This window comes from Nocardia cyriacigeorgica (genome assembly GCF_010858045.1).
GTDB lineage: Bacteria > Actinomycetota > Actinomycetes > Mycobacteriales > Mycobacteriaceae > Nocardia > Nocardia cyriacigeorgica_E.
In genome coordinates, this window is record NZ_JAAGVC010000006.1 from 1 (window position 1) to 24,670 (window position 24,670).

General features: G+C 68.4%; 23 protein-coding genes. 7 read left to right on the forward strand and 16 right to left on the reverse strand.

Annotated features, from left to right (window positions below):
- Nucleotides 1-52: 52 nt before the first annotated feature.
- The 13 genes from GV790_RS07830 to GV790_RS07890 all read right to left on the reverse strand — a co-directional run bounded on the left by GV790_RS07830 (nucleotide 53) and on the right by GV790_RS07890 (nucleotide 13,019).
- Nucleotides 53-988, reverse strand: a complete 936-nt coding sequence (locus GV790_RS07830; protein WP_163812053.1) for an alpha/beta hydrolase — start codon at nucleotides 986-988, stop codon at nucleotides 53-55.
- Between the two features lie 145 nt (nucleotides 989-1,133).
- Entirely contained in the window at nucleotides 1,134-2,318 is a 1,185-nt protein-coding gene (locus tag GV790_RS07835; RefSeq protein ID WP_163812455.1) for a thiolase family protein, read from the reverse strand.
- A complete protein-coding gene (locus GV790_RS07840) occupies nucleotides 2,315-3,781 on the reverse strand; it encodes an aldehyde dehydrogenase family protein (protein WP_280212334.1) in 1,467 nt (488 codons plus the stop codon). Before GV790_RS07840 ends, GV790_RS07835 begins: the two co-directional genes overlap by 4 nt.
- Nucleotides 3,778-5,319 (reverse strand): GMC family oxidoreductase, encoded by a 1,542-nt coding sequence (locus tag GV790_RS07845; RefSeq protein WP_163812055.1) that lies wholly within the window; start codon nucleotides 5,317-5,319, stop codon nucleotides 3,778-3,780. Before GV790_RS07845 ends, GV790_RS07840 begins: the two co-directional genes overlap by 4 nt.
- 19 nt (nucleotides 5,320-5,338) lie before the next feature.
- Complete coding sequence (locus GV790_RS07850) at nucleotides 5,339-6,829, reverse strand: aldehyde dehydrogenase family protein (protein WP_163812057.1); 1,491 nt, start codon at nucleotides 6,827-6,829, stop codon at nucleotides 5,339-5,341.
- Nucleotides 6,830-6,893: 64 nt separating this feature from the next.
- Complete coding sequence (locus tag GV790_RS07855) at nucleotides 6,894-7,976, reverse strand: LLM class flavin-dependent oxidoreductase (protein WP_163812059.1); 1,083 nt, start codon at nucleotides 7,974-7,976, stop codon at nucleotides 6,894-6,896.
- Nucleotides 7,977-8,006: 30 nt separating this feature from the next.
- On the reverse strand, nucleotides 8,007-8,393 hold the full coding sequence (locus tag GV790_RS07860; protein ID WP_163812061.1) for a RidA family protein: 387 nt from the start codon (nucleotides 8,391-8,393) through the stop codon (nucleotides 8,007-8,009).
- A gap of 27 nt (nucleotides 8,394-8,420) precedes the next feature.
- Nucleotides 8,421-9,593, reverse strand: coding sequence for an LLM class flavin-dependent oxidoreductase (locus GV790_RS07865; protein ID WP_163812064.1), 1,173 nt, complete (start codon nucleotides 9,591-9,593; stop codon nucleotides 8,421-8,423).
- A 352-nt stretch (nucleotides 9,594-9,945) separates the two neighbouring features.
- A complete protein-coding gene (locus tag GV790_RS07870) occupies nucleotides 9,946-10,461 on the reverse strand; it encodes an NADPH-dependent FMN reductase (RefSeq protein ID WP_280213491.1) in 516 nt (171 codons plus the stop codon).
- The gene (locus GV790_RS07875) at nucleotides 10,458-10,943 is read right to left on the reverse strand and encodes a flavin reductase family protein (protein WP_163812068.1); all 486 of its coding nucleotides are present in this window, start codon (nucleotides 10,941-10,943) and stop codon (nucleotides 10,458-10,460) included. Before GV790_RS07875 ends, GV790_RS07870 begins: the two co-directional genes overlap by 4 nt.
- Nucleotides 10,940-11,740: an enoyl-CoA hydratase-related protein gene (locus GV790_RS07880; RefSeq protein WP_163812070.1), complete on the reverse strand. Its 801-nt coding sequence runs from the start codon at nucleotides 11,738-11,740 to the stop codon at nucleotides 10,940-10,942. Before GV790_RS07880 ends, GV790_RS07875 begins: the two co-directional genes overlap by 4 nt.
- A gap of 5 nt (nucleotides 11,741-11,745) precedes the next feature.
- Entirely contained in the window at nucleotides 11,746-12,141 is a 396-nt protein-coding gene (locus GV790_RS07885) for a RidA family protein (RefSeq protein ID WP_163812072.1), read from the reverse strand.
- Between the two features lie 29 nt (nucleotides 12,142-12,170).
- A complete protein-coding gene (locus GV790_RS07890) occupies nucleotides 12,171-13,019 on the reverse strand; it encodes an amidohydrolase family protein (protein WP_163812075.1) in 849 nt (282 codons plus the stop codon).
- Between the two features lie 340 nt (nucleotides 13,020-13,359).
- Between GV790_RS07890 and GV790_RS07895 the strand changes: the two genes are divergently transcribed.
- Complete coding sequence (locus tag GV790_RS07895) at nucleotides 13,360-13,830, forward strand: hypothetical protein (protein WP_163812077.1); 471 nt, start codon at nucleotides 13,360-13,362, stop codon at nucleotides 13,828-13,830.
- Nucleotides 13,831-13,868: 38 nt separating this feature from the next.
- On the opposite strand, the gene GV790_RS07900 is transcribed toward GV790_RS07895, so the two are convergent.
- From GV790_RS07900 to GV790_RS07910, 3 genes are all read right to left on the reverse strand, one after another.
- A complete protein-coding gene (locus tag GV790_RS07900) occupies nucleotides 13,869-16,217 on the reverse strand; it encodes a LuxR C-terminal-related transcriptional regulator (RefSeq protein WP_218586382.1) in 2,349 nt (782 codons plus the stop codon).
- Between the two features lie 48 nt (nucleotides 16,218-16,265).
- Entirely contained in the window at nucleotides 16,266-17,072 is an 807-nt protein-coding gene (locus tag GV790_RS07905) for a TetR/AcrR family transcriptional regulator (RefSeq protein ID WP_280213490.1), read from the reverse strand.
- A 203-nt stretch (nucleotides 17,073-17,275) separates the two neighbouring features.
- A complete protein-coding gene (locus tag GV790_RS07910; protein WP_163812081.1) occupies nucleotides 17,276-18,619 on the reverse strand; it encodes an MFS transporter in 1,344 nt (447 codons plus the stop codon).
- 185 nt (nucleotides 18,620-18,804) lie between these two features.
- On the opposite strand from GV790_RS07910, the gene GV790_RS07915 reads away from it, so the two are divergent.
- Genes GV790_RS07915 through GV790_RS07940 form a run of 6 tightly spaced genes read left to right on the forward strand, consistent with a single transcriptional unit; the run spans nucleotide 18,805 to nucleotide 24,626 of the window.
- Nucleotides 18,805-19,311, forward strand: coding sequence for a MaoC/PaaZ C-terminal domain-containing protein (locus GV790_RS07915; protein ID WP_256673115.1), 507 nt, complete (start codon nucleotides 18,805-18,807; stop codon nucleotides 19,309-19,311).
- 8 nt (nucleotides 19,312-19,319) lie between these two features.
- Nucleotides 19,320-19,757 (forward strand): hypothetical protein, encoded by a 438-nt coding sequence (locus GV790_RS07920; protein WP_256673116.1) that lies wholly within the window; start codon nucleotides 19,320-19,322, stop codon nucleotides 19,755-19,757.
- Nucleotides 19,754-20,476 carry an SDR family oxidoreductase gene (locus tag GV790_RS07925; protein WP_163812083.1) on the forward strand — a complete coding sequence of 241 codons (723 nt, stop codon included), beginning with the start codon at nucleotides 19,754-19,756 and terminating at the stop codon, nucleotides 20,474-20,476. Before GV790_RS07920 ends, GV790_RS07925 begins: the two co-directional genes overlap by 4 nt.
- Nucleotides 20,473-21,621: an acyl-CoA dehydrogenase family protein gene (locus GV790_RS07930; protein WP_163812085.1), complete on the forward strand. Its 1,149-nt coding sequence runs from the start codon at nucleotides 20,473-20,475 to the stop codon at nucleotides 21,619-21,621. Before GV790_RS07925 ends, GV790_RS07930 begins: the two co-directional genes overlap by 4 nt.
- On the forward strand, nucleotides 21,621-22,646 hold the full coding sequence (locus tag GV790_RS07935) for an acyl-CoA dehydrogenase family protein (protein ID WP_163812088.1): 1,026 nt from the start codon (nucleotides 21,621-21,623) through the stop codon (nucleotides 22,644-22,646). Before GV790_RS07930 ends, GV790_RS07935 begins: the two co-directional genes overlap by 1 nt.
- 42 nt (nucleotides 22,647-22,688) lie before the next feature.
- Nucleotides 22,689-24,626, forward strand: coding sequence for a flavin-containing monooxygenase (locus GV790_RS07940; protein WP_163812090.1), 1,938 nt, complete (start codon nucleotides 22,689-22,691; stop codon nucleotides 24,624-24,626).
- Nucleotides 24,627-24,670 lie beyond the last annotated feature (44 nt).

Genomic DNA, 24,670 nt, shown 5'->3' on the forward strand with positions numbered 1-24,670 from the left:
CAGGGCCACCGGAATACCGGTGGCCCTCGCCTCACGTGCGGAGTCGACGGACTCAGCTCAGGTGCTTACGGAAGAACGGCACCAGGTTCTCCAGTGCGACACCGGTGGGGCCGGGCTGGTCGTACAGGTCGTAATGCGAAGCACCCTCGACCACGACGAGTTGCTTGTCCTTCGACGCGGCACGCCCGTACAGTTCCATGCTCAGCCGCTGCGAGGCGAAGGCGCCCGGCTTGTCGCCGATCACGACGCACAGCGGCTGGGTCAGGAAAACTTCGACCCGGTCGTAGGCATCCCAGTCGGCCAGGGCCGCCTGACGACCGAAGTTGAAGCTGGTCTTGCCGCCGGGGGCCTGGCCACGATCGGTCTTGTAGTACTCGGTGGCCTCCACCACGTCGATATCGGTGATACCGGCCTGCTTTGCCGCGTCCACCGACGGAGGCAGCAGATCGTTGATCACCTGAGCCTGGCCGCGGGCCTCCGCGGTGCGCTGCGCGGCGATGGCCTCGAGCATGCCCATCGGGTTGTACTCGGAGAAGCCTTCACGCATCAGGCGGCCGACGTTGCTTCCGACGACGGTGCCGAGCGCCTTGATCCGGCGATCGATCTTGGTGGCTGCCACCGCGTAACCCGCACCACCGCAGATCGCGAGCACGCCGATGTTGTCCGCGTCGACGTAGGGCAAGGTCACGAGGTGGTCGATCACGAAGCTGAAGTCGCTGGTCCGGAAACCGGGATCCTCGACCGACCGCGGATCACCGCCGCTGTCACCCTGGAAGCTCGCGTCGAAGGCCGCCACCACGAAACCCGCCTCGGCCAGCGCCTTGCCGTAGATGTTGCCCGAGGTCTGAGCCTTACAACTGCCGGTCGGGTGCGCGGAGACGATGGTGGGATACACCTTCGACTCGTCGAAACCCGGCGGGAAATAGATGTCGGTGGCGATATCCCACGCCCAACCCTTGACCGCTACCGTGCTGATGTCGATTGCCATGAGTTCCTCTCCTGTTCTGTGGGGCTACAGGCAAAGGTATGAGCGTGTCGCCGACCGGGGCAGGGCCGATCGCTGGCTGGGAACGATCCTTCCCACCCAATGACCAGGACCGGTGGCGGAAAGCGCCAGGCTGCGGATGGGCGCGCTACTCCCGTCGCAGGACCAGCGCGTTGGCCATGCCGCCGGCCTCACAGACGGTTTGCAGGCCGTATCGTCCGCCGTTGTCCTCCATGGCGTGCAGCATCGTGGTGAGCAGACGGCAGCCGGTCGCGCCGAGCGGATGACCCAGCGCGATGGCGCCACCGCGCGGGTTCAGCCGGTCGAGATCGGCATGTAGTTCGTCCGCCCAGGCCAGTGGAACCGACGCGAACGCCTCGTTCACTTCGACATGATCGATGTCGTCGAGACCGAGCCCCGTGCGGGCGAGCAGCGTCCTGGTCGCCGCGATCGGCGCGGTCAGCATCAGCAGCGGGTCGTCGCCGCAGGCGTGGAACCCGTGGAACCGCGCTCGGGGCTGCCACCCCATCCGCCCGGCGGCGCGCTCGCTCGCGATCAGCACCGCGCTCGCGCCGTCGGTCAACTGCGACGAGCTCGCCGCGGTCACCCGCCAGTCGAGTTCGGGGAACCGCTCGGCGAGTTCGTCGGTGCGGAACGCCGGTGCCAGACCGCTGATCTTGTCGGCGGTGGTCCCGGGCCGGATGGTCTCGTCACGGTCCACGACCGCCCCGGTGCCGGGCACCGTGACCGGCACGATCTCCCGCCGGAACGCACCCGCCGCATCGGCGGCGTGCGCCAGTTCGTGCGAGCGCGCGGCGAATTCGTCGAGCCGGGCCCGCCCGATCCCCCACCGCTGCGCGACGAGTTCGGCCGCCACGCCCTGCGACACGAGGCCAGGCGCGTACCGCTCGGTGACCGACGGACCGTAGATATCGGCGCCCTGGCGGTTCGACCCGATCGGGACGCGGCTCATGGATTCGACACCGGCCGCGATGACGATGTCGTAGGACCCTGCCATCACGCCCTGAGCGGCGAATTGCAGTGCCTGCTGCCCGGAGCCGCATTTGCGTTCGATTGTCACGGCGGGCACGTGCTCGGGCAGACCCGCGGCGAGCCAGGCCATCCGGCCGATGTTGCCGGACTGTTCCGCGGACTGCGTCACGCAGCCGACGAGCAGATCCTCGACCTCGCCGGGATCGACGCGAGTGCGGGCGATCAGCGCCGAGACCACCTGCGCGAGCAGCTCGACGGGATGCACGTCGGCCAGCGCACCGTTCGCGCGAGCGCGCCCCATGGGTGAGCGCACCGCGTCGATCACGAAGGCGGGGTTCACCACCGCGACACCACCAGCTTCTGGTCGGTGAAGAAGTCCAGCGGTGCGGCGCCGCACACGTGCGAGTCGCCGTAGAAGGATTCGCCGTAACCGCCCATCGTCACGTTGGCAGGCGGGGCGGGAAACGCGTTGACGCCGACATTGCCCGCCCGGACCCGGCGTTCGAACTCGGCCGCCACCGCGCCGGATGCGGTGAAGATCGACGCGGCGTTGCCGAACTCGGTATCGTTGGACAGCGCGATCGCGGCATCGAGGGAGTCGACGCGGTGCACGTTGATCACCGGGCCGAACAGTTCGCGCCGTTCCACCGATTCGCGCGGGTCGAGTCCGGCCACGATCGTCGGGCCGACGAAGTAGCCCGCCTCGGTCTCGGCGCCGCCGGTAGGCTTCACCCCGCGCCCATCGAGAACGATGGTCGCGCCGAGCTTTTCGGCTTCGGCCAGGGCCGCGAGGATGCGTTCCTTGCTCGCCGCGCTCACCACCGGGCCCATGGTGACGCCCTCGTCGGCGCCCGCGCCGACGACGATCTGCTCGGCGCCTGCCACCAGTTTCGCCATCAGCGCGTCGTAGACCTCGCCGATCACCACGACCCGGCTGCCGGCCAGACAGCGCTGGCCCGCCATCCCGTACGAGGAGGAGAGAATGCCGGCCGCGGCCCGGTCGAGGTCGGCGTCGACGGCGACGACGATCGGGTTCTTCGCGCCACCGTTGGCCTGCACGCGCTTGCCCGCCGCGGCCGCCTGGGCGTAGATGGCCTTGGCGGTCGGCGAGGACGTGATGCACGAGACCGCCCGCACCGACGGGTGGGCGATCAGATGCTGGACGACATCGGCGCGGCCGTGCACCAGGTTGAGCACGCCCGCGGGCAGCCCGGCTTGCTGCAGCAACCGGATCGCCGCGCTCGAGGCGATCGGGTCCTGCTCGGAGGCCTTGACGATCAACGTGTTTCCGGTGACCAGTGCCCACGCCGAGAACTGCACGGTGTTCATCACCGGGAAGTTCGACGGCGTCACCGCCAGGCATACGCCGAGCGGCTCACGCACCCGGCGGGCGTCGAGTCCGGTGGTGACGTTGATGTTCTCGCCGTGGTACAGCATCGGTGCGGCGATGGCGGTTTCGAGGAAATCCATGGCGCGGGCGACCTCCCCGCGGGCCTCGTCCAGGGTCTTGCCCTGATCGCTGGTGATCACCCGGGCCAGCGCCTCGGTGTTGTCCGCCAGCAGGGCGCGCATCCGGTAGAGGAAGCCGACCCGGTCCGACAGCGAACGCGCGCTCCATTCGGGGAAGGCCCGCTCGGCGGCCGCCACCGCGGCGTCGGCGTCGGCGATGGACGCGGGCGCCAGCGTGGCGATGCGGCTACCGGTGGCGGGGTCGTAGACCTCGATGGCCGCGGTCCCCGACCCCGGTCCCCAGTGCCCGTCGATCAGGTTGGCGGCGATCGAATCCAGTGCTGTGAACGTCACTTCTGTGTCTCCTTCTCGGGAAATCTCTGGTCTTCGCGCAGCAGGTCGGCCGCTTTTTCGGCGATCATCACGGTGGTGGCGTTGGTGTTGCACGAGACGATGCTCGGCATCACCGAAGCGTCGGCGATGCGCAGGTTTTCGACGCCGTTGACCCGCAGGCGCGGATCGACGACCGCGGCCGGGTCCGACCCCATCCGGCAGGTGCCGGACAGGTGGAAGAAGCTGCTCACCGCGTCGTGGATCGCGCGCTCCAGGTGTGGGCGGTCCAGCCGCAGCAGCGCTTCCGCTTCCGAGACTCCGCCCCACTCGTCGAACGCGCCGGTCCGCACCAGGCGGTCGACCGTCTCGAGGCCCGCCACGAGCTGCTCGATGTCGCCGGGATCGCTCAGATAGCGCGGATCGATGACGGCGGGCACGTCGGGGTCCGCGGCGGCCAGCCGCACCGTGCCCCGGCTGCGCGGGCGCATGTGCCCGATGCCGAAGGTGAAGCTGTTGTCGGCGGGCTGCTGCCAGGGCAGGTGGTAGTCGACCTGGATCTGCACGATTTGCAGTTCCGGTCGGGTCTGTGCCTGGTCGGTCGTGAGGAACAGTGTGGACTCGGCGTAGTTCCCGCTCGGCGCCGGAAGCGGGCGCGCGGCCCGCACCCGGATCCCGGCGAGCATGACGTGATCTTGCAGGTTATCGCCGACCTCGGGCAGATCGACGACGGTATCGATGCCGAGTCGCGAAAGCTCCTGTGCCGGACCGATTCCCGACAGCATGAGCAATCGCGGTGAATCCACCGCGCCGGCGCAGAGGATCACCTCGCCCGATGCGCTCGCCTCCACCGCATGCCCATCCCACAGGTACCGCACGCCCGTGCACCGCGTGCCACGCAGCGTGAGCCCACGCGCTACGGCGCCGGTGCGCACCGTGAGGTTGGGCCGGTCGATCGCCGGTCGCAGGTAGGCGGTGGCGGTACTCTGCCGACGCCCGTCCACCAGCAGCAGGTCGTGGCAGGCGGCGCCGAGCAGTTCGCCGGTGTTGAGATCGTCGACGACCTGGTGCCCGGCGCGCCGGGCCGCCTCGAGGTGCGCGACCGTCAAGGCGTGCGGTGCGCGAATCGGTTGCGGCCGCAGCGGTCCGCCGCGGCCGCGGTGGCGCGGATCGCCGTCCGGAACATGTTCGCTGCGCTGGAAATACGGCAGGACCTCGTCGTAGCTCCAGCCTTCGGCGCCTGCCCGCACCCACTCGTCGAAGTCGAGCCGGTGACCGCGCAAGTGCGCCATCACGTTGATCGATCCCGACCCGCCGAGAACCTTGCCGCGGGTGGCGGGGATGCTGCGCCCGGTCACCGTTTGGGTCGTTGTCGTATAACCCCAGTCGGCATCGCTGCCGATCAGGCTCGGCCACGCGGCCGCGGTCTCGACGTCGGCCCGCTGTTCGGTGCCGCCCGCTTCGAGCAGCAGCACCGAGACGTCGGGGTTCTCGGTGAGCCGGGCGGCGACGACGCATCCCGCGCTGCCGCCGCCGACGACGATGTAGTCGTAGGTGTTCATCGCCAGATCCTCTGTGGCCTCACAGGTTCACCACGACGGTCTTCACTTCGAGGTACTCGTCGAGATTCTCCTTGCAGGTCTCGCGGCCCCAGCCGGACTGTTTGTAACCGCCGAACGGGAGCGCGGCGTCGACGGCCTGGTAGCAGTTGACCCAGACCTGGCCGCTCTCGAGCGCACCGGCGAACCGATGCGCCCGGCTCACATCGCGGGTCCACACGCCGGCGCCGAGCCCGAAGTCGGTGTCGTTGGCCAAGCCGAGTACCTCCTCCTCGGTGTCGAACGGCACCACCGAAAGCACCGGGCCGAAGATCTCCTCGCGCAGCACGCGCGATTGCGAACCGACACCGGTCAGCACGGTGGGCTCGACGAAGAACCCTTTGTCGCCGTGGGCCTTTCCGCCGGCCACCACTTCGACGCCCTCGGATCGGCCGAGTTCGAGGTAGCCGAGCACCTTCTCGCGATGCTCGGCGGAGATCAACGGCCCCATCTCGCTGGCCGGATCCAGACCCGGCCCCAGGGTGATGGCGCGGGCGCGCTCGGCCAGACCGGCGACGACCTCGTCGTACACGCCGCGCTGCGCGTACAACCGGGAGCCTGCCACGCAGCTCTCGCCCTGACAGGCGAAGATCGCCAGCGCAGAGGACGGGATGGCCTTGGCGAGGTCGGCATCGTCGAAGACGACATTGGGTGACTTGCCGCCGAGTTCCAGTGAGACGCGCTTGAGCGTGTCGGTCGCCGTCCGCGCGATCAGCTTGCCGGTGTCCACGGAGCCGGTGAAGGTCACCTTGTGCACCCCGGGATGGCGCACCAGTGCGGCGCCGACGGTCTCGCCGTAGCCGGTGACATAGTTGAAGACGCCCTCGGGGATTCCGGCGTCGAGCACCAAGCGCGCCAGCAATGCGATCGAAAGCGGCGTCTGCTCGGCGGGTTTCACCACGATGGTGTTGCCGGTCGCCAAGGCGGGCGCGAGCTTCTTGACCGTCATCAGCAACGGCAGGTTCCATGGCACGATCGCGGCGACCACGCCGAGCGGTTCGCGCACCGTGTAGGCGTGGTACGGGCCACCGAAGTTCGTCGGGAACGACACCGGGATGGTGTCGCCGGTGATCTTCGTCGGCCAGCCCGCGTAGTACCGCAGGATCTCGATCGAGAGCGCGACGTCGACATAACGTGCTTCCGCGATCGGCATGCCCGCGTCCAGTGCTTCGAGTTCGGCTAGTTGCTGGGCATTGGCCTCGACGAGGTCGGCGAGCCTCCAGAGCAGCGTGCCCCGTTCCTGCGGGGTGATCAGGTGCCACGGTCCGCGCAGTGCCGCGCGCGCGGCCGCGACCGCGCGGTCGACGTCCTCGCGGTCCCCTGCGGGAACCTGGGCGACGACCTCGCCGGTCGCCGGATCCTCGACCGCGAGCGTGCGGCCCGACACGGCCTGTACCCACTCACCGCCGATCAACATCTTCTGTGCCTCGGCGACCCGCATGCGCAGGTCATCCGAGTGCAGGGTCGTGGTCATAGCTGGAAATCCTTTGTCGATGGCCTCCGGCCGCCGCGTGCGCGCGGCGGCCGGGTGGCGCGGGTCAGACCGAGACGGGTGTGGTGGTCGCGGTGAAGTTCTTCATCAGCGGGAACACTTCGCTGCCCATGCGTTTGATGTCCTCGACGTAGTCGGGGAAGATCAGCATGTAGCCGGCGACGCCGTCGATCTCGGCCCATTCGTCGAGCTGGCGGGCGATGCTCGCCGGCGATCCGGTGATGAAGTCGGTCGACATCTGCACCGCGCCCTTGCGGTCCATGCTGGCCAGGATCTCGGAGGTGCCGCCCTGCGCGGTGTCGGTTACCGCGCCGCTGACCATGTACTCGATCGCGGCCAGGTCGGCGTGGTCGACGTAGTTCTGCAGCTTGGCCTCGGCCTCCTCGTCGGTGTCACCGAGGACGACGCCCAGCGCCACGTACGGCTTGATCGTGCGGCCCGCTTCCGCCATCTGCGCGCCGAACCGGTCGACGACCTCCCGGAGCGCCTCCTGCCCGCCCCATGCGAGACGGAAGGAGTAATCGGCGTACTTGGTGGTGAACTTGATCGCGTCATCGGAGGCGCCGGCGCACACGATGTTCATGTGGTGCGGTGGCTTGGGGCCCATCCGCAGGTCCTCGTACTGGAAGTACTCACCCTGGAAGTTGGTGACGCCGTTCTCCCACAGCTCGCGCACCACCTGGCAGTACTCCCCCGCGTACTGCCAGCGGTAGTTGTTGTACTCGTAGCCCGGCCACACCTTCAGCACCTCGAGCTCACGAGGATGCCAACCTCCGGGCACGATGTTCAGTGAGAAGCGCCCGTCGCTGATGGAGTCGATGGTCATCGCCATCCTGGCCGCGATGGCGGGATGGATGGCGAGGATGTTGACCGAACCGATGAGTTTCATCGAGGTCGTGTCTCTGGCCAGCGCCGCCATCTGGGTCATCGACTCGAGCGCATCATCCCAAAAGCCTGTTGTGCCGCCGTGTCCGCGCAGACACGACAGGGACAGCGCGAACGAGAAGCCGTTCTGCTCGCCGGTCTGCACGATCTCGCGCATGTGGTCATAGGTGGGCGAGTATTGCGGCGAGGTCTCGGACATGATGTAGCCATTGCGCGCACTCGGGATGAAGATGCCGAATTCCATGGAGGTCTCCTGTCTCTGTTTGGTGGGTGATCAGCGGGGGCGGACGGCGATGGCGTCGATCTCCACCCGGCAGTCGCCCGCGATGCCGACAACGAAGGTGGTACGAGCGGGATACGGCCCGGGCGCGAATACCTCGGTGTAGGCCTCCCAGAACTCCTTGCGGTAGGAGTCGTCACTGAGGTAGCACGTCGTCTTCACGACATCGCGCAGACTGCAGCCGGCGGCGGCGAGCACGCTCTCGATCTCGGCGAGCGCGATCTTGGTCTCGTCGGCGATGGAGTCGGCCCCGGGCTTGCGACGTAGGGTCTCCAGGTCCAGTGCCATCCCGCCCGCGAAGACGTAATCCTTGGTCGCAACGCCGGGGTTCATGCCATAGCTGGGGTAGAGCAGATCTCCGGGATTCAGGTACTCGGTCACGATGTTTCTCTCTTCTCTCGGCGGGGTTCAGCCGGCCACCCGCAGCGATGCGTCGAGCTTGCGCAGCTGCGGCATCACCTCGGCGGCGAACAATTCGAGGGAGCGATCGACGTCCGGGGCGGCAATGCCCGGCGCCCCCATCTGCAGCAGCCAGTGCTGAACGCCGTGGGTCTCGGTCAGGCGGGTCATGCGCTCGGTAACGCTCTGCGGGGAGCCGATCATCAGGTGGTCGCGCTCCATCAGCAGGTCCCAGGGGTCCATCGCACGGAAGCGCGGGTCGGCCGGATCCTCGTCGGCGTCGAGCCACACACCGATTCCGCGGACGCGGCAGAGGAATTCGAAGAACTCGACGATCGCGGGCTCGGCCACCCGGCGGGCCTCAGCGTCGGTCTCGGCAATGCAGCACAGCCGAAGCACGCCGCACCCTTCGCCAAGAGCCGGTGTCACGCCGGTTGTCGCGGCCACCTCGTCCCGGTAGTTCTCGAACAAGTTGGTGAGCACCTTCCCGGTCGGGTACCAGGTGATCGGCCGCAGGCCCTTGCGGGCGGCGCCGACGAATCCGCTCATCGACTCGGTCACCGCGAACAGCGGCGGCATCGGCTGCTGCAACGGCCTCGGAGTCATACCGAAGGCGAGCAGGTTGTCGTCCTCGTCTACCCAGCCCTCGGGCATCGGCGCACCGGGCGAGTGGATGAACTTGGTACCCGGCTCAGGGAAGGTGTAGCGCTTGCCTTCCCAGCGGAAGGCGTCCTCGGTCCAGATCTTGCGGACGATGGCCAGGTGCTCATCGAAGATCTCCTGGCTGGTGTCGGCACCGTTCCAGCGATTGGCATCCGGATTGAGGTTCATGACCTCGATGGGCAGGATGCCCCTGCCGAACGCCACGTCGAGGCGGCCGTCGCTGAAGTGGTCCAGCAGGGCCAGGTCTTCGGCGACGCGCAGTGGATGCCACAGCGTGAGTGATACAGCGGCCATCCCGAAACGCAGTCGCTCCGTGCGCGCGGCCAAGTCGGTGGCGAGCATGATCGGGTTGGGGCTGGCGTCGGTGCCATCGACATCGAAGTGGTGCTCCCCCAGCCAGATCCGATCGAATCCGAGACGATCGGCCAGCTGGGTGTGCCTGCGGGTTTCGAGCATCACGTCGTGCCAGGACTGTTCGCCCGAGCGGTTGGTGAGTGCGTACAGAAGATCCAATTCCATGGTTACTCCGAGGTGATCCGGGCGGTGCCCCATCGGACGCGGCATTCGACCGCGTGTGGCGGGGCGGGCGGGAAGGACGGAAGGCCGCCGATGCGTCTCATTCGCCGAGTGGCAACCGTCACACCAGACTCCACGGGGGCGCTCCCCCGCACGACCGCGCAATTACGTATTCCTTACGTATTCCTGGACGTACGTATCTATTACGGCCGCACAACACGAAAACGGCCGGACTCGCCATGTGGCGAGTCCGGCCGTTCCCGACGGACCGACAGCGGCTCCGCCGCGCATCGCACGCAGGACGGGGCCGCGGCAGACCGTCTCGTGAAGTGCTGCCGCTCAGTTGTTTTCGTTCTCAGGCGTCGATGTGCACTGCCTGCAGCGCGACCACCGCGCCAGTCAGCCAGCCGGCCACGACGTCCGGCAGCCGATCGATGTCGGCCTCCAGGACGTAGAGTCCGCGCGTCGGGACGACCGCCCCCAGCTCGACCAGCAGTGGACGCAGATGGACCTCCACCGCCATCGCATGGTGGAGCGCCCCGCCGACCATCACCGGGACGGCGACGACACCGTCCAGCGCGTGCGGACCGTAGCGGTCGAAGAACGCTTTCAGCAGGCCGGTGTAGGTGGCCTTGTACGTCGGTGAGGCGACGACGAGCACGTCCACCTCGCTCAGTGTCGCCATATCGGTGCGCACGTCCGCGTCGCCGGGGTCGAGCACGGCCGGGCCATGGCTCGCCAATTCGACGACGGGGCCGACCTTTCCGCCGATCGACGCCGCGAGCTGTTCGGCGACCTCCATCGCGACCGTCATGGTGCGCGATCCCGGGCGCGGGTTTCCGACGACGACACCGACGACCGGGGCCCTCACGCGCCCACCGCCGTGAAAAAGGCCCGGCGCGCGTACGCCAGGGCATGGTTGTCACCGGCCTGGCCCTCGACGACCGCGCCGACGACGATCACGTGATCGCCCGCCTCGACGAACCGCTCGACCCGGCACACCGCGTACGCCGCGCAATGCTCGTCGAGGATCGGGCCACCGATCGAGGCGGCGGGCGCCGACCAGGCGTGGCTGTCGAACTTCGAATCGGACTTCACCGCGAAGTCCAGCGCGACATGTTCGCGGCCGGCGGCGATGTAGTTGACGGTGAACGCTTTACTCGACCGCACCGCGCCCAGGGTGTTGGAGCCGAGATCCAGGCACGCCAGGAGCAGCGGTGGATCCAGCGACACCGAGCACACCGCCGACACGGTGAGCCCCTGCGGGCGGCCGTCCGCACCGGTCGCGGTGACGATCGTCGCCGGGCCCGGCGCGCACGCCATGATCTTCTTGAACTGCTCCTGGTCGATCATTTCGTCTCCTTACTCGCGGCGCGCGTGCTGCGACCCGCCGCCCGGATCCCTTCCCGCACCCCCGGGTGATACGAACTCGCCGCTTGCGCCCACGATTCGAAGCCGAGCGTGACCTCGAACGAACCGGTCGCCGCGGTCGCGACCGCACGTTTGATGTCGCGGGCCAGCGCGGGCTCCAACGCGGCGACCGACGCCGCGAACGCCAGCGCTTCGGCCCGCGCGTCCGGCGCGAACACGTCGGCGAGGCCACGGGCGAAGGCCTCTTCGCCGCCGAGGGTGGTGCCGAGCAGCAGCGTGTGCAGTGCCCGTCCCGCCCCGAGGCGTTCGGTCAGGAACCACGTGCAGCCGCCGCCGGGATGCAGTCCGATCCGGGCGAAAGTCGCGCCGAATTTCGCTGCGGGCCCGGCGATGACGACGTCGCAGGCGAGGGCGAAGTTCAGGCCCGCCCCGATGGCGTGGCCCTGCACCGCGGCGACCGTCGGATACGGCAGGTCGCGCAGCCAGAGAAAGCTGTCGTAGTAGGACAGCTGTCGCTCGCGAATCTGGGCCGGAGTCGCATCGTCGACGTCGAACAGCGCGATCAAGTCCGCACCGGCGCAGAACGACGTTCCGGTTCCGGTCACCACGAGGGCCCGCGCGTCCTTGTCGTTCGCCAATAATGTTGCGGCAACCAGCAATTCCTCCCGCATCGCGGGGCCGATGGCATTGCGCTTGCCCGGGTCGTCCAGTTCGAGCACCCGCACGCCGTCGTCGCGATATTCGAGCCGGATCTTCTGGAATTCGGGCGTCGAGGTCATCGCGCTCACCGCGCTTCCGCGCGCACGGCGACCGCTTCGATCTGCACCCGCAGATCCGAGGCGATGCCGAGGACGAAGGTCGAGCGCGCGGGGTAGGGGCCCGCGCCGAACACGTCTTTGTAGGCTTCGATGAATTCGCCGCGGTGCGCGTCGTCGCGCAGATAGCAGGTGGTCTTGACGATGTCGCCGAGACCGAGACCCGCATCGGCGAGAATGGTGGCGATATTGTCCAGGCAGATGCGGGTCTCGTCCGCGATCGTCGTCGCGTCCGCGCGGCGTTTCATCGTCGCCGGGTCCATCGCCAGCCCCGCGGCGTAGACGAACGTCTCGGTGGCGGTGCCGGACGAGAGGCCCGCGGCGGTGTAGTCGCCGATTTCGGGTGGGTTCAGATACTCGATCATGATGGTCTCCTTCGTGAGAGCGGGTGGCGCTACTTGCGCAGGATCAGGTCGAACGGCCGGTTGTAGAGGATGTCCTCGACGACCTCGCGCGCGATGGGCAGCGGCATCTCGAGGTCCGCGATGGCCAGGAACTGGTCGGCGGCCTCGCGCGGATCGAACGACGGGAAGTCCGAGCCGAAGACGAGCCGGTCGGTGACGTGGCCTTCGACGGCCAGGCGCAACCCGTTGTACAACTGCCAGGTCTTCACCGGCAGGGTCGAGACATCGGCGAAGACATTGCGGTTCTTCATCATCAGCTCGACGGTCTCGTTCATCCACGGCTTGCCGAAGTGGGCGACCAGGATGTTGGTGTCGCGGAAGTCGCGGGCGACCTTGTCCAGCAGCGTCGGGTACGCGTACTCGTTGCAGCCGTCGGGCGCGAACACGCTGGCCTGGTGGAACATCAGGAAGATGCCGAGATCAGCGGCCGCGCGGTACACCTCGTAGGCTTCGTCGCAGTGCGGATGGAAACCTTGATACGGCGGCGACAGCTTGACCCCGTGCAGCCCGTATTCGGTGACGGCACGGCGCAATTCGGCCGCGGCCCCGGGCTGGGTGGGATCGACACTACCCACGCCTATCGCGTGATCGCGGTGGGCATCGAGGTATTCACCGACATAGTCGTTGGGGACTTTCATGCCGATTCTGGCTACCTGCAAGCCGAGGACCAGGAATCGCTCGACCCCGGACGCGGCCATCACCTTGGTATGTTCGCCGAGATCGGCGGCGCCGAAACCGGGTCGGCCGACGAGCTCGGTCCCGCGATCGGTCCATACCGGGCCCAGGTGCTCGGGTAGATAGACGTGGGTATGCCAGTCGGTGAACGCACGCTCGGGCATCAGGGCGACTCCTGTCGGGCAGCGGGGTCGACTCTCACGATTTCCTCCAAGTCTCGGAATCGGCCGCAACGTGCGGCACTACGTTCCAACTAGTTGGTACCTTGCGGCGCTCCAGACCCCTTGTCAAGGGGCGATCAGCGCTTATCGTTCGGCAGGTCCAGAATTCCGACCAGCCGGTATCGGCGGTGGGTCTTGCTCTTTCGCGAAGCGTATCCCCGGCACCGGGCGGCGATCACCGGATTCGTACCGAGATACGTACGATTACGGATGGCACCGCATCCGTGCGCGCCGAAGATCTTCTGGTACCAGCGCAGACCCGCCTGTACCAGGAGCGATCGCCATGAACACAGTGCCCGCCGTCACCCTGCTATCCGTCGACGAAGGCGCCGAACCCGCCTTCCGTCGCACCGGCGACATCCCGGCCGGGGTGTATCCCTGTCCGCTCGACGCCGACAACCTGCGCGACGCCGCGGTGCTGGCGAACCGGTGCGACGACGAGGACGGCCTGGCCCCGATGCCGCTACTGCGCATCGACACCACCCGGCGCGCCACGATCGACCCGGAGCCCGAGCCGGCGCGGCCGATCGAGATCGCGTTTCCCGCTTCGGCGCGTCTGCTCGCGGGGTTGATCGCGGACGCGGTCCGGGTCGGCGTGGCCACGGGTGCGCTCATCAGAACAGCGCAGGATCGGGCCGACAAGGCGCGGCTGCTCGACGATGTCGCCGATCACCTGCGCCGCGCCGGATTCGTCGTCGGCTTCGAGGTCGAGGGCTGGCGGCTGTACGACGAAGCCCTGGTGCGGGCATCTTGACCCGACCGCGGCCCCGGGCCAACGCTGTACGCGTCGCGTCAACTCTCGTCGCGGGTGTCGGCCACCCAGGCGGCGATCTGCGTGCGATTGCCGAGCCCGAGCTTGGACATGATGTGGTCGACGTGCTTTTCCACGGTGCGCACCGAGATCACCAGCGCGGAGGCGATCTCTCGATTGGTCAGACCGCGGGCGACCAACATGCTGATCTCCCGCTCCCGCCTCGTCAGCGTCTCCTGCGCCGAGCCTGTCTCCTCACGTCGTCGCGAAGGCGCGGCCACAGCCTGCACCGCCGCGCCGTCGAGCGCGAGGGCGACAGCGGCGTCGGTGGACAGGCTCGCACCCGCCGAATACGCGCTGCGGAAACGACGCTCGCTGGCCCGGCGCCGCATCGTGTCCTCGCCTTGGAGATGGAAGGCCCACAACCGGGGAATGCTGTCGAGCGCCATCCCCACCTTGCGCAACATCGCGTCCGCCGCGCCGAGCAGGCGGGCGGCCCGTTCGGCATCGCCCTCGAAGGCCACGATCCACGACATCGCCTCCAGACACACCGCGATCCCGAGCTGATCGTCCAATCGCCGTTTGAGTTCCAGGGTTTCACGCTCGAGCTGCGCCGCCGTCACCACATCGCCCTGCCGCAGCTTCTCGATACCGAACGCCCATAACGAGAACGAACGCCACCACGACTCGCCGATGAGCGTAGTGGTCTCGTAACAACGGCGGTGCCAGGCCGCCGCGCGTTCACCCTCACCGGCCAGGCTGAGCGCGAGCCCGACCTCGAACATCGAATGGACCTCTGCGGTGCGGTGCCCGAGCCCAGCGAACCGCGCGACCGCTTCCTCGAGCCGCTCCACCGCCACCGCCAGATCGCCGCGGAACAGCGCGAGCAGCCCCCAGGTCTGGTCGATGAACGCCGACAGCAGCGGATCACCGGTCGCCGACGCGATGCCGGCGGCCTCCTCGAGCAGCCGCGGGACCACATCGTGATCGCCCTGCAGGATGGCCAGCCAGGCATTGAGCCGTAGGACGCGCCCGCGCTCGATCGTCGGCTCCAGTCCTGCGGCCGCCAGCCGGTCCAGCCACTGCCTGGCCTCGGCCAGGAAACCCCGTGCCAGCCAATAGTTCTCGATCGAGTACGCCAGCCGCATGCCCGCCGCCGGGTCGGCGGTGAGGCTGGAGTTCAGCGCCGCCCGCAGGTTCGCGTGCTCCCAGCGCAGGCGTTCGAGCCACTCCATCTGGCGCGGCCCGGACCAATCCGCGTCCGCGCTCTCGGCGAGCGCGACGAACCAGCGGCGGTGGCGGCCGTCGAGTTCGGCATGCGCCTCGGGGTCGAGCCGGTCGACGCCGTACTGTCGAATCGTCTCCAGCATCTGGTAGCGCGGTTCCCTGGCTTCCATCACGCGGGTCAGGATCGATTTGTCCACCAGTCCGGCGACCAAGTCGAGCACTTCGTCGCGGGCGATCTCGCCACCGGCGCCGACGGCCTCGGCGGCATCGAGCCCGAATCCGCCGGTGAACACCGATAACCGGCTCCACAGCAGGCGCTCGGCGGGTGAGCAGAGGTCGAAAGTCCAGTCGATGCAGGCCCGTAAGGTCTGGTGCCGAGCCGGGGCGGTGCGGCTGCCCTGGGTCAGCAGCCGGTATCGGTCACCCATGCGCGCCGACAGCTCGGTCAGCGGCAGCACCCGCAGCCGGACCGCGGCCAGCTCGATCGCCAGCGGAATCCCGTCCAGCAACCGGCACAGCTCGACGACCTGCGGCTGGGTACTCGCGTTCAGCGTGAACCCGGGAACCACGCTCGCCGCGCGATCGACGAACAGGCTCACGGCCTCGCTCTCCGCCGCCGCCGCGCTGCGATGCCATCCGTTCTCGGTTTCGGGTACCGACAAGGGCGGGACCGGGACCACCGCCTCACCATCGATATTGAGCGCTTGCCTGCTGGTGGCGAGGATGCGCAGGCGCGGACACGAGCGCAGCAGGGCGGCAGCCAGCTCGGCGGCAGCTTCGACCAGATGCTCGCAGTTGTCGAGCACGATCAGCATCTGCCGGTCGCCGAGGTATTCGACGAGCGTGTCGAGTTGCCAGCGCGCGGAAGTCTCCCGGATGCCCACCGCCGCGTTGACCGTGTGCCCGAGCAGCGCCGGGTCCTGCAGGTCGGCGAGCGCGACGATCCGGACACCCTCGTCGAAAGCCCTCGACACGTCCCTGGCCAGCTGAAACGCCAGCCGCGTCTTGCCGACGCCGCCGGGGCCGGTCAGTGTCACCAGGCGGGCGCGCTCGAAGGACTGCCGCGCCGCCGCCAGCTCGCGACGGCGGCCGATGAAACGAGTGAGATCCACCGGCAGCTCACCGGTGGCCCCACCGCCGTCACCCGGAACAGTCACCACCACGCCAGCCTCCGCTATCTCGGATCGGCTACTTCGGCCGCGGCGCGAGCGTCATCGCGCATCGACGTCATCGGTTTCGAGCAGCCCTTTCAGCAGGATCTCCGCGTAGATGTTGCCGATTTCCCGCGGGGATACCGGTCCGTCCAGATCCAGCCACACGTGGGTCCATGCGCCCATGCCGATGATGCCGAAGGCCACCAGCCGGGCGGGAGCGAGCTTGCGGAAGACGCCCTCGTTCATACCGCGCTCGATCACATCGACGAAGTACTGCTCGAATTCGTCGCGCTTGTGCTGGATCTCGCTGAACACCGCACCGGAGAGGAATCGTCGCTCCTGCAGGAAGACGGTGATCTCCGACTTGTACAGCGACATCGGTTCCAGCAGCGCTTCGGCGATCAACCGCCGCAGGGTCTCTGCGGTGGACTGTCCGGTGTCGGCGAGGACGTTGCGGGCGCGACCGAGCTGGTAGTTGATGAACTCGTCGTGCACCCGGCGCAGCAGGTCTTCCTTGCTGTCGAAATGGTGATAGAAGGCGCCTTTGGTCAGTTCGGCGCCCTCGACGATGCTCTGCACCGACGTCGCGGCGTAACCGTTCTGTTCGAACAAGCGCACCGCGCTCTCGAGCAGCGCCCGGCGAGCGCCTTCGGGGTCGCGTACCCGGCGCCCGTCGGTTCGGGCGGCGCTCGCGGCGGTGGTGTTCGCGACCGCCTCGACGAGGCTCTGCACCTCGGCGGCGTCGTAGCCCTTCTCCTCGAACAGTCGCCGCGCGCTCTCGAGCAACGCCTGCTGATCGCGCTCCGACGGCCTGCGTTTGCGCGTACCCTGCCTGACACCGGTGGACTTCGCTTCTCTGGCCACAACGCCTCTCTTCTCACGCCGGACCACGGTGTTCCGACGCTACCTTGTATACCAACGGGTTGGTAGGCCCAACGACCTTTCCCGCACCCCGAGGGCTCAGCACCCCGCCGTCCAGCCACGATTCCGCGTCGTCCCGGTGCTCGCACCACACCGGTCGGTACGGCACAGTAGCAAACCGGGCGTTCCGGCGGGGCGGAAACCGATCAGTCGCCGACCCGGTACAGGTCCGCCCGCCGCGTCTCCCCCAGTGCCCACACGCATCCGGCGCTCACCAGGCAGAACGTAGCGATCATCGCCGACACCGCGACGATCCCCGGGCCGCCCGGTGCGACGAAGGTAGCCGCGAGCAGCGGTCCGAGCCCGCCGCCGATCACCCCGGAGAACTGGTAGGCCAGTGACACTCCGGTGTAGCGCGTCGAGGTCGGGAACAGCTCCGCCAGCAGGGCGCCCACTGGGCCGAGCACCGCGGCGTTGAGCAGCGTCAGACCGATCACGTAGGCCGCCAGGACGAGCACGAACGATCCCGAGGTCACCAACGGGACGACGGTGAAGGCGTGCACGACGGTGAGCAAGGTGGCCGTGATGTACACCGGCCGGCGACCCACCCGGTCCGACAGGGCGGCGAACAGCGGAATCGTCACCAGCATGCCCGCCGTGGCGATCATGAGGGCGTTGAGCATCAGGTGCCGCGGCACGCCGTACCGCGTCGTGGCGTAGGTGACCAGGAACGAGGTCGCCGTCGCGTAAGCCATGAACGGTCCCGCGTACACCCCGATCCCGAGCAGGACCCGCAGCGGCCGCCGGCGAAGCAGGGCGACCAGCGGAGCGGGCCCGCCCGTGCCCGCCGCGGACCGCTGCTGCGCCAGCATCACCGGGCTCTCGACGATCGAAAGCCGCACGTACATACCGATTCCGAGCAGCACGATGGTCGCGAGGAACGGCAGCCGCCAGCCCCAGGACAGGAACTGCTCCTCACTGAGTCCGCCGAGTGCGGCATAGGCCGCGAAGGACAGCAACAACCCGACCGCGGACCCGGTTTGGGTGGCGCTGCCGAACAGGCCACGGAACTCCGTGCGCGCGTGTTCCACCGACATCAGGACCGCCCCCGCCCACTCCCCACCAACGGCGACGCCCTGCACGAGGCGGAACGCGACGAGCAGGCACGGCGCCAGCACGCCGATCCGGTCCGGCGTCGGCACCAGCCCGATGGCCGCGGTCGCGACACCCATCAGCGTGAGCGTCCAGATGAGGCTGGACTTGCGGCCTACGCGGTCACCGAAGTACCCGAACACGATGCCGCCCAAGGGCCGGGCCACATACCCGATCGCGAGCGTGCCGAAGGAGGCGATCACCCCGACCGCCGGACTGGCGCCCGCGAAGAACACGGGACCGAAGACCAGGCTGGCCGCGGTGGCGTAGATCAAGAAGTCGTAGTACTCGATCGCGCTGCCGACGGCGCTGGCGAAGTACACGCGGCGGCGTTGGCGGGCCCCCTCGTCGGCGATGGGCGCGGTCGCTAAGGGTTGATCGGCGGGCAAGGTGTCCATCTGCTGCTCCAGGACTCGAGTGCGATATCCGTCGGCGCACTACCACCGTTCGGCGAATGGGCGAATCGGCGGCGTGGACGTTCCGACTAGTTGGTACCTTGAAGCGCCGAGTCGCTGTTGTCAAGCCTCCGAACTTGCATTCTTCGATATTGACGTTCCGACTAGACGGTATTAAGTTGCGTCGTATGACGCGGCGCAACGCCCGCGCTCATTCCTTCGGCATCTTCGAAAGGTTCTCCATGACCGGAATGTGGTTCGACGACGCCGAGCTCGGCATGCGATTCGACACCGCGCGGCGCACCGTCACCGAGGCCGACGTCGTCAACTTCTGCGGTGTCTCCGGCGACTTCCACACGCTGCACACCGACGCGGAAGCCATGCGCGAGAGCCAATTCGGCGCACGGATCGCGCACGGCGCGTTGATCCTGTCGATGGTCACCGGCCTGCGCGGGCGGCTGCACATCTTCGGTGACTCGCTGCTGGCGTTCGCCGAGATCCGCGGCTGGCGTTTCCTCCGCCCCGTCCTGATCGGCGATACCATCCGCGCCGCCAACGAGATCATCGAGTTGCGACCCACCACCAAGCCCGACCGCGGCGTGATGGTGCAGCGCGTCGAGGTCTACAACCAGCACGACGTGCTGGTGCAGGAGGGCGAGATGGTCTCCCTGCTGAAGCGGGTGGTGCCGGCATGAGGGCCAGGGTGAGCGATACCGATCTCGCCGCCGCACTTCCGGAATACCTTGGCGACCAGGATGTTCCGGCCACCGGGCTGGTCTTCGAGGCGCGCACCGGATTGTCCGCCTGGGCCGAGGCCGAGGACGAACTCGCCGAGGCCTTCGCACTCACCCGCGCCGCCGTCATGGCCGGCGCCCCGGTCGTGTACGTCGTGCGGGCCGCGGCGATCCTGGGTCGCGGCGCGCCCCTGGACGCGGCGGTGGCCACCGGCCTGCTCGGCGGTGCCCGCGCGCTGGCGTACGAGCGCACGAAGACCAACTGCTATGTGAGCGTCCTCGCCGTCGGCGACGACGTCGCACCGGGGACTGTCGCCGAGTCGATCGCGCTACTGGTCGCCACCCGTGGCGCCAACGGTCAGATCTTCCCGCTCGGCACCGAACATCTGGGAGCGGCACTGCCATGACCATCGCACTCGTCACCGGCGCCGCCCGCGGCATCGGCGCCGCCATCGCCCACCGGCTCGCCGCCGCCGGACATCGCCTCGTCCTCGTCGATCTGAATCCGGCGGTGCACGACAGCGCCGCGGCCATGGACGCGGTGGCCGTCGCGGCCGACATCGCCACCGCACCGGGACGCGCGGCCATCCGTGACGCCGTCCACGCCGCAGGTGAACCGCTCGGCGTCCTGGTCAACAACGCCGGGATCACCCGCGACGCGCTCGTCGCCGACCTGACCGAGGACATGTTCCGGCAGGTCGCCCGGATCAACCTGGGCGCGACCTACCAACTGACCAGCGCGCTCGCCGCGGACATGGCCGACGACGGCGCGGTGGTGAACATCGGCTCACGGGCGCACCTCGGCAATGTCGGGCAGTTCAACTACGCCGTGTCCAAGGCCGGAATCGTCGGCCTCACCAGGTCTCTGGCACTCGCCTACGCCCCGCGATTGCGGGTCAACGCGGTCGCGCCCGGCTTCGTCGCGACCGACATGACCGACGCGATGCCCGAACGCGTCCGCGGCCGCATCGTCTCGCGCATTCCGCTGCGCAGGCCGGGACGGCCCGACGACATCGCGGGCGCGGTCGCCTGGCTCGCGTCCCCCGAGGCGCGCTACGTGACCGGTCAGCTCGTCTACTGCTGCGGCGGACGCAGCTACGGGACGACGGAAGGAACAACCGCATGACCATCCCCCGACTGGTACCCGCGGTCACCGAGGATCCGCACGCCACCGGCGGCTTGCGCGCCGAGGTCCGCACCTTCCTCGCCGAACACCGCGCGAAGGGCACCCTCGATGCCGCGATCGACACCTGGCTGACCGGCTGGGACGAGGACTTCACCCGCGCGCTGGCCGCCCGCGGCTGGCTCGGCATGACCGTGCCGACCGAATACGGCGGCCACGGACGCACTTTCGTCGAACGATTCGCCGTCACCGAGGAGCTGCTCGCCGCGGGCGCTCCGGTGGCCGCGCATTGGATCGCCGACCGGCAGATCGTTCCCTCCTTGCTGAAGTACGGGACCGAAACCCAGAAGCGCAAGTTCCTGCCCGCGATCGCCAGGGGCGAGTGCTTTTTCGCCATCGGCATGAGCGAGCCGGATTCCGGCTCGGATTTGGCCAGTGTCGCGACGAAAGCTGTTCGGGTGGACGGTGGTTGGTCGATCACGGGGGCGAAGGTGTGGACCTCCGGGGCGCACCGGGCCGACGCGTTCATCTGCCTGGCCCGGACGGCGCCGGTCGATCCCGCCCACCGGCACGACGGACTGAGCCAATTCCTCGTCGACCTGCGCGCGCCCGGTGTCGACATCCGGCCGATCATCTCGATGAACCGCGCGCACCATTTCAACGAGGTGGTGCTCGACGGGGTGTTCGTGGCCGACGACATGGTCTTCGGCACCATCGGCAACGGTTGGCGGCAGGTCACTTCCGAGCTCGGCTTCGAACGCAGCGGGCCGGAGCGCTTCCTGTCGACGTTCGCGTTGCTGGCCGAAACCGCGGAGCACATGGCCGCGGGTGCGGTGCCCCGCCACACCGACCTGGGCCGCCTGACCGCGCGCGTCGCGGCATTGCATCAGATGTCGAGCGCCGTCGCCGGGGCGCTCGAACGTGAAGAACCCGCCGCCGACACCGCCGCCGCGGTGGTCAAGGTACTCGGGACGACCACTGAGGGCGATATCGCCGATTTCGCCGATCTGCTGACCGATGCCGATACGCCCGCCCGCTATCGCGCGCTCATCGACGACGCGGTCCGCCAACGCCCCGGTTTCACCCTCCGTGGCGGCACCAACGAAGTTCTGCGCGGTGTCGTCGCGCGGGGATTGGGGATGCGCTGATGAACGCGACGACCGCGGTAGACCGCGACCTCACTGACATGATGTCGGCGGTGTTCGCCCGATACCGCGAACAGCACCCGCCGGAAAAGGTCGCCACCTGGGACGACGAACTGTGGTCTGCGCTCGCCGACCTCGGCCTGACCCGGCTGACCGGCAGCGAGGCGAGCGGGGGCAGCGGTGCGGGGTGGACCGAGGCCGCGGAACTGTTGCGCGCCGCGGCGACGCACGGCGTGCGGGTTCCCCTCGCCGAGCACGACCTGCTCGCCTGCCGGCTGCTCGACGACGCGGGGCTGCCCGTCGACGCCGGGCGCCGCACCGTGTGCGTGCTCGACCGCACCGGCACCGCCCGCGGTGTGCCATGGGCCGGGGAAGCCGACCGGGTCGTCACCGTGTGGCGGGCCGGCGGGAGTTACCTGGTGGCCGATGTCGCCACCGCCGACTTACGGATCACCGGCGGCGTCAACACCGCGGGCGAACCGCGCGATACCGTGACCGCGGACCTGGCCCAGCTGACCGGTATCGCGGTTCCGGACACCGCTATCGAGCAACTGTGGCTGCGCGGCGCGCTGGCCCGCGGGTTGCAGGTGTGCGCGGCGCTGGACCGCGTCCTCGAACTGTCGGTCACGCACGCGAGCGAACGCGTCCAGTTCGGTCGCCCGCTCGCGAGATTCCAGGCCGTGCAAACCCTGGTCGCCGATATCGCCGCGCAGGCGTCGCTGGCCAGGGCCGCGACCGAGGCCGCCCTGGCGGCGGCCGTCCGCACCGACTGGCGCGGTCCAGAACTGGATTTTCTTGTCGCGGTGGCGCGTTCGTGCGCCGGTCACGCCACCTCGGTGGTGGTGCGCAATGCCCATCAGGTGCACGGCGCGATGGGCACCACACTCGAACATCGGCTGCACGAGTTCACCGGAGCCGCGCTCGCGTGGCGCTCGGAGTTCGGCTCGGTCGGCTTCTGGGACGACAAGCTCACCACCGCCGCGCTCGCGGCGGGCCGCGACGGACTCTGGCCACTGATCACCGCCTGAGGCGACCGCGCGGCATTCCACCCACCGACGAAGGACACTCCGATGACCGAACCGAACCCGCTCGCCCTGCGCGCCGAAGACCTCGACCGGCTCGAGCAGAAGCTCGCATCCGGCAATATCCCGAGCCTGGTCGCGATGCTCTACCAGCTGACCGGCGACGGCCGCTGGCTCGCCGACCCCTACCGGCCACGCCGCGCGCCGCAGATCGACAACAACGACGACGGCGGACTCGCGCCCGACATCCGCGCCGAGATCTGCGCGGCCGCGGCCACTGCGCTGCGGGCGTGGGCGGCGGGACAGCCGCCCGCGGTGCCCGCGCCGACGGGAGACCTACTGCTGCAACTGATGTCGCTGGTCGCCGGGGAGCCCGTGCACGCGGACTTCGAACCGATGATGGCCGACGAACTCGGCTTCCGCCCGCACGTGCCGCGCAGGCCGACCGAGGTGAAACGCCCCATGCGAGTGGCCATCATCGGTGCCGGCGTATCCGGACTGCTCGCCGCCAGGGCGATGGATCTGGCCGGCGTCGAGCACGTGGTGTTCGAGAAGAACGACGATGTTGGTGGCACCTGGTTGGAAAACCACTACCCTGGCTGCGGAGTCGATACGCCGAGCCAGCTGTACTCATTCTCGTTCTACCCGCGCGACTGGTCGCAGCACTTCGGCAAGCGCGACGAGGTCGAGTCGTATTTGCGTGATATGGCAGCCGAGTGTGTAGATCGTTCGGTGATCCGATTCGGACACGAAGTGACCGGGGCCGAGTGGGACGAGGGCGAACGGCTGTGGCATCTGCGCGTCACCGAACCCGACGGCGGGAGCGTTACGGTCAGGGCCGATGTCGTGGTCACCGCGACCGGCCAGCTGAATCGTCCCAAGATGCCGGAGGTCGCGGGTGCCGACACCTTCGGCGGGCTACTGTTCCATTCCGCACGCTGGCCGGAGAACCTCGATCTGGCCGGGCGCAAGGTCAGCGTCGTCGGCTCAGGCGCCAGCGCAATGCAGATCGTCCCGGCGATCGTCGACAAGGTCGAATCGCTGACGGTGTACCAACGGTCGCCGCACTGGATCGCTCCCAGCGACGATTACTTCCGGCCCATCGACAGCAACGTCCACTGGCTCAACCGGCACCTGCCGTATTACCGGCGATGGAACCGCTTCCGCCTGGCCTGGACCTTCAACGACCGGGTGCATCCCTCGCTGCACGTCGATCCAGCATGGGACGGTGGCGGACGGTCGATCAATCCGGTCAATGACCGGCATCGGCAGTACTTCACTCGCTACCTCACCGAACAACTCGACGGCAGGCCCGATCTGGTCGCGAAGACGCTGCCGGACTACCCGCCCTATGGCAAGCGGATGCTGCTGGACAACGGTTGGTTTGCCGCACTGCGTCAACCGCACGTCGAGCTCGTCACCGACGGTGTCGCCGAGTTGACGGCCACCGGGGTCCGGGCCGCAGACGGCACCGAGCGGCCCGCTGACATCGTGGTCATGGCAACCGGTTTCGAAGCGCGCCGCCCGCTGTATCCCGTCACCGTGCGTGGCCGCAACGGTCGGGTGCTGCACGAGATCTGGGGAGAGGAGGACGCTCGGGCCTACCTCGGCATCACGGTGCCGGGTTTCCCGAACCTGTTCCTCACCTACGGTCCCAACAGCAATATCGGCCATGGCGGCAGCTTCATCACGATCGCCGAATGCCAGGTGCGCTATATCGCCGATCTGGTGTGCACGATGATCGAACGCGATCTGGCCACCGTCGAATGCAAACAGGACGTGCACGATCGGTACAACCGGGAACTCGACGAGGCGCATGCCCGCATGATCTGGAGCTACGGGAACATGCGCAGCTGGTACCGCAACGCCGCAGGCCGGGTAGTCACCAACATGCCGTGGCGGGTCGCCGATTACTGGCGGATGACGCATCGGGTCGACCTGACGGATTTCGATATCGAGGCGGCGGTGGTCGACGCCCGTAGGTGAGCGGTCGAGGTGACCGTGTCGATTCCCGGCGGACCGCCGGGAAT

Bases quoted from the DNA above. Each gene is read 5' to 3' on its own strand.
- GV790_RS07830 (WP_163812053.1), bottom strand. From the start codon at position 988: ATGGCAATCGACATCAGCACGGTAGCGGTCAAGGGTTGGGCGTGGGAT.
- GV790_RS07845 (WP_163812055.1), bottom strand. From the start codon at position 5,319: ATGAACACCTACGACTACATCGTCGTCGGCGGCGGCAGCGCGGGATGC.
- GV790_RS07850 (WP_163812057.1), bottom strand. From the start codon at position 6,829: ATGACCACGACCCTGCACTCGGATGACCTGCGCATGCGGGTCGCCGAG.
- GV790_RS07855 (WP_163812059.1), bottom strand. From the start codon at position 7,976: ATGGAATTCGGCATCTTCATCCCGAGTGCGCGCAATGGCTACATCATG.
- GV790_RS07865 (WP_163812064.1), bottom strand. From the start codon at position 9,593: ATGGAATTGGATCTTCTGTACGCACTCACCAACCGCTCGGGCGAACAG.
- GV790_RS07875 (WP_163812068.1), bottom strand. From the start codon at position 10,943: ATGATCGACCAGGAGCAGTTCAAGAAGATCATGGCGTGCGCGCCGGGC.
- GV790_RS07880 (WP_163812070.1), bottom strand. From the start codon at position 11,740: ATGACCTCGACGCCCGAATTCCAGAAGATCCGGCTCGAATATCGCGAC.
- GV790_RS07885 (WP_163812072.1), bottom strand. From the start codon at position 12,141: ATGATCGAGTATCTGAACCCACCCGAAATCGGCGACTACACCGCCGCG.
- GV790_RS07890 (WP_163812075.1), bottom strand. From the start codon at position 13,019: ATGCCCGAGCGTGCGTTCACCGACTGGCATACCCACGTCTATCTACCC.
- GV790_RS07895 (WP_163812077.1), top strand. From the start codon at position 13,360: ATGAACACAGTGCCCGCCGTCACCCTGCTATCCGTCGACGAAGGCGCC.
- GV790_RS07910 (WP_163812081.1), bottom strand. From the start codon at position 18,619: ATGGACACCTTGCCCGCCGATCAACCCTTAGCGACCGCGCCCATCGCC.
- GV790_RS07915 (WP_256673115.1), top strand. From the start codon at position 18,805: ATGACGCGGCGCAACGCCCGCGCTCATTCCTTCGGCATCTTCGAAAGG.
- GV790_RS07925 (WP_163812083.1), top strand. From the start codon at position 19,754: ATGACCATCGCACTCGTCACCGGCGCCGCCCGCGGCATCGGCGCCGCC.
- GV790_RS07930 (WP_163812085.1), top strand. From the start codon at position 20,473: ATGACCATCCCCCGACTGGTACCCGCGGTCACCGAGGATCCGCACGCC.
- GV790_RS07935 (WP_163812088.1), top strand. From the start codon at position 21,621: ATGAACGCGACGACCGCGGTAGACCGCGACCTCACTGACATGATGTCG.
- GV790_RS07940 (WP_163812090.1), top strand. From the start codon at position 22,689: ATGACCGAACCGAACCCGCTCGCCCTGCGCGCCGAAGACCTCGACCGG.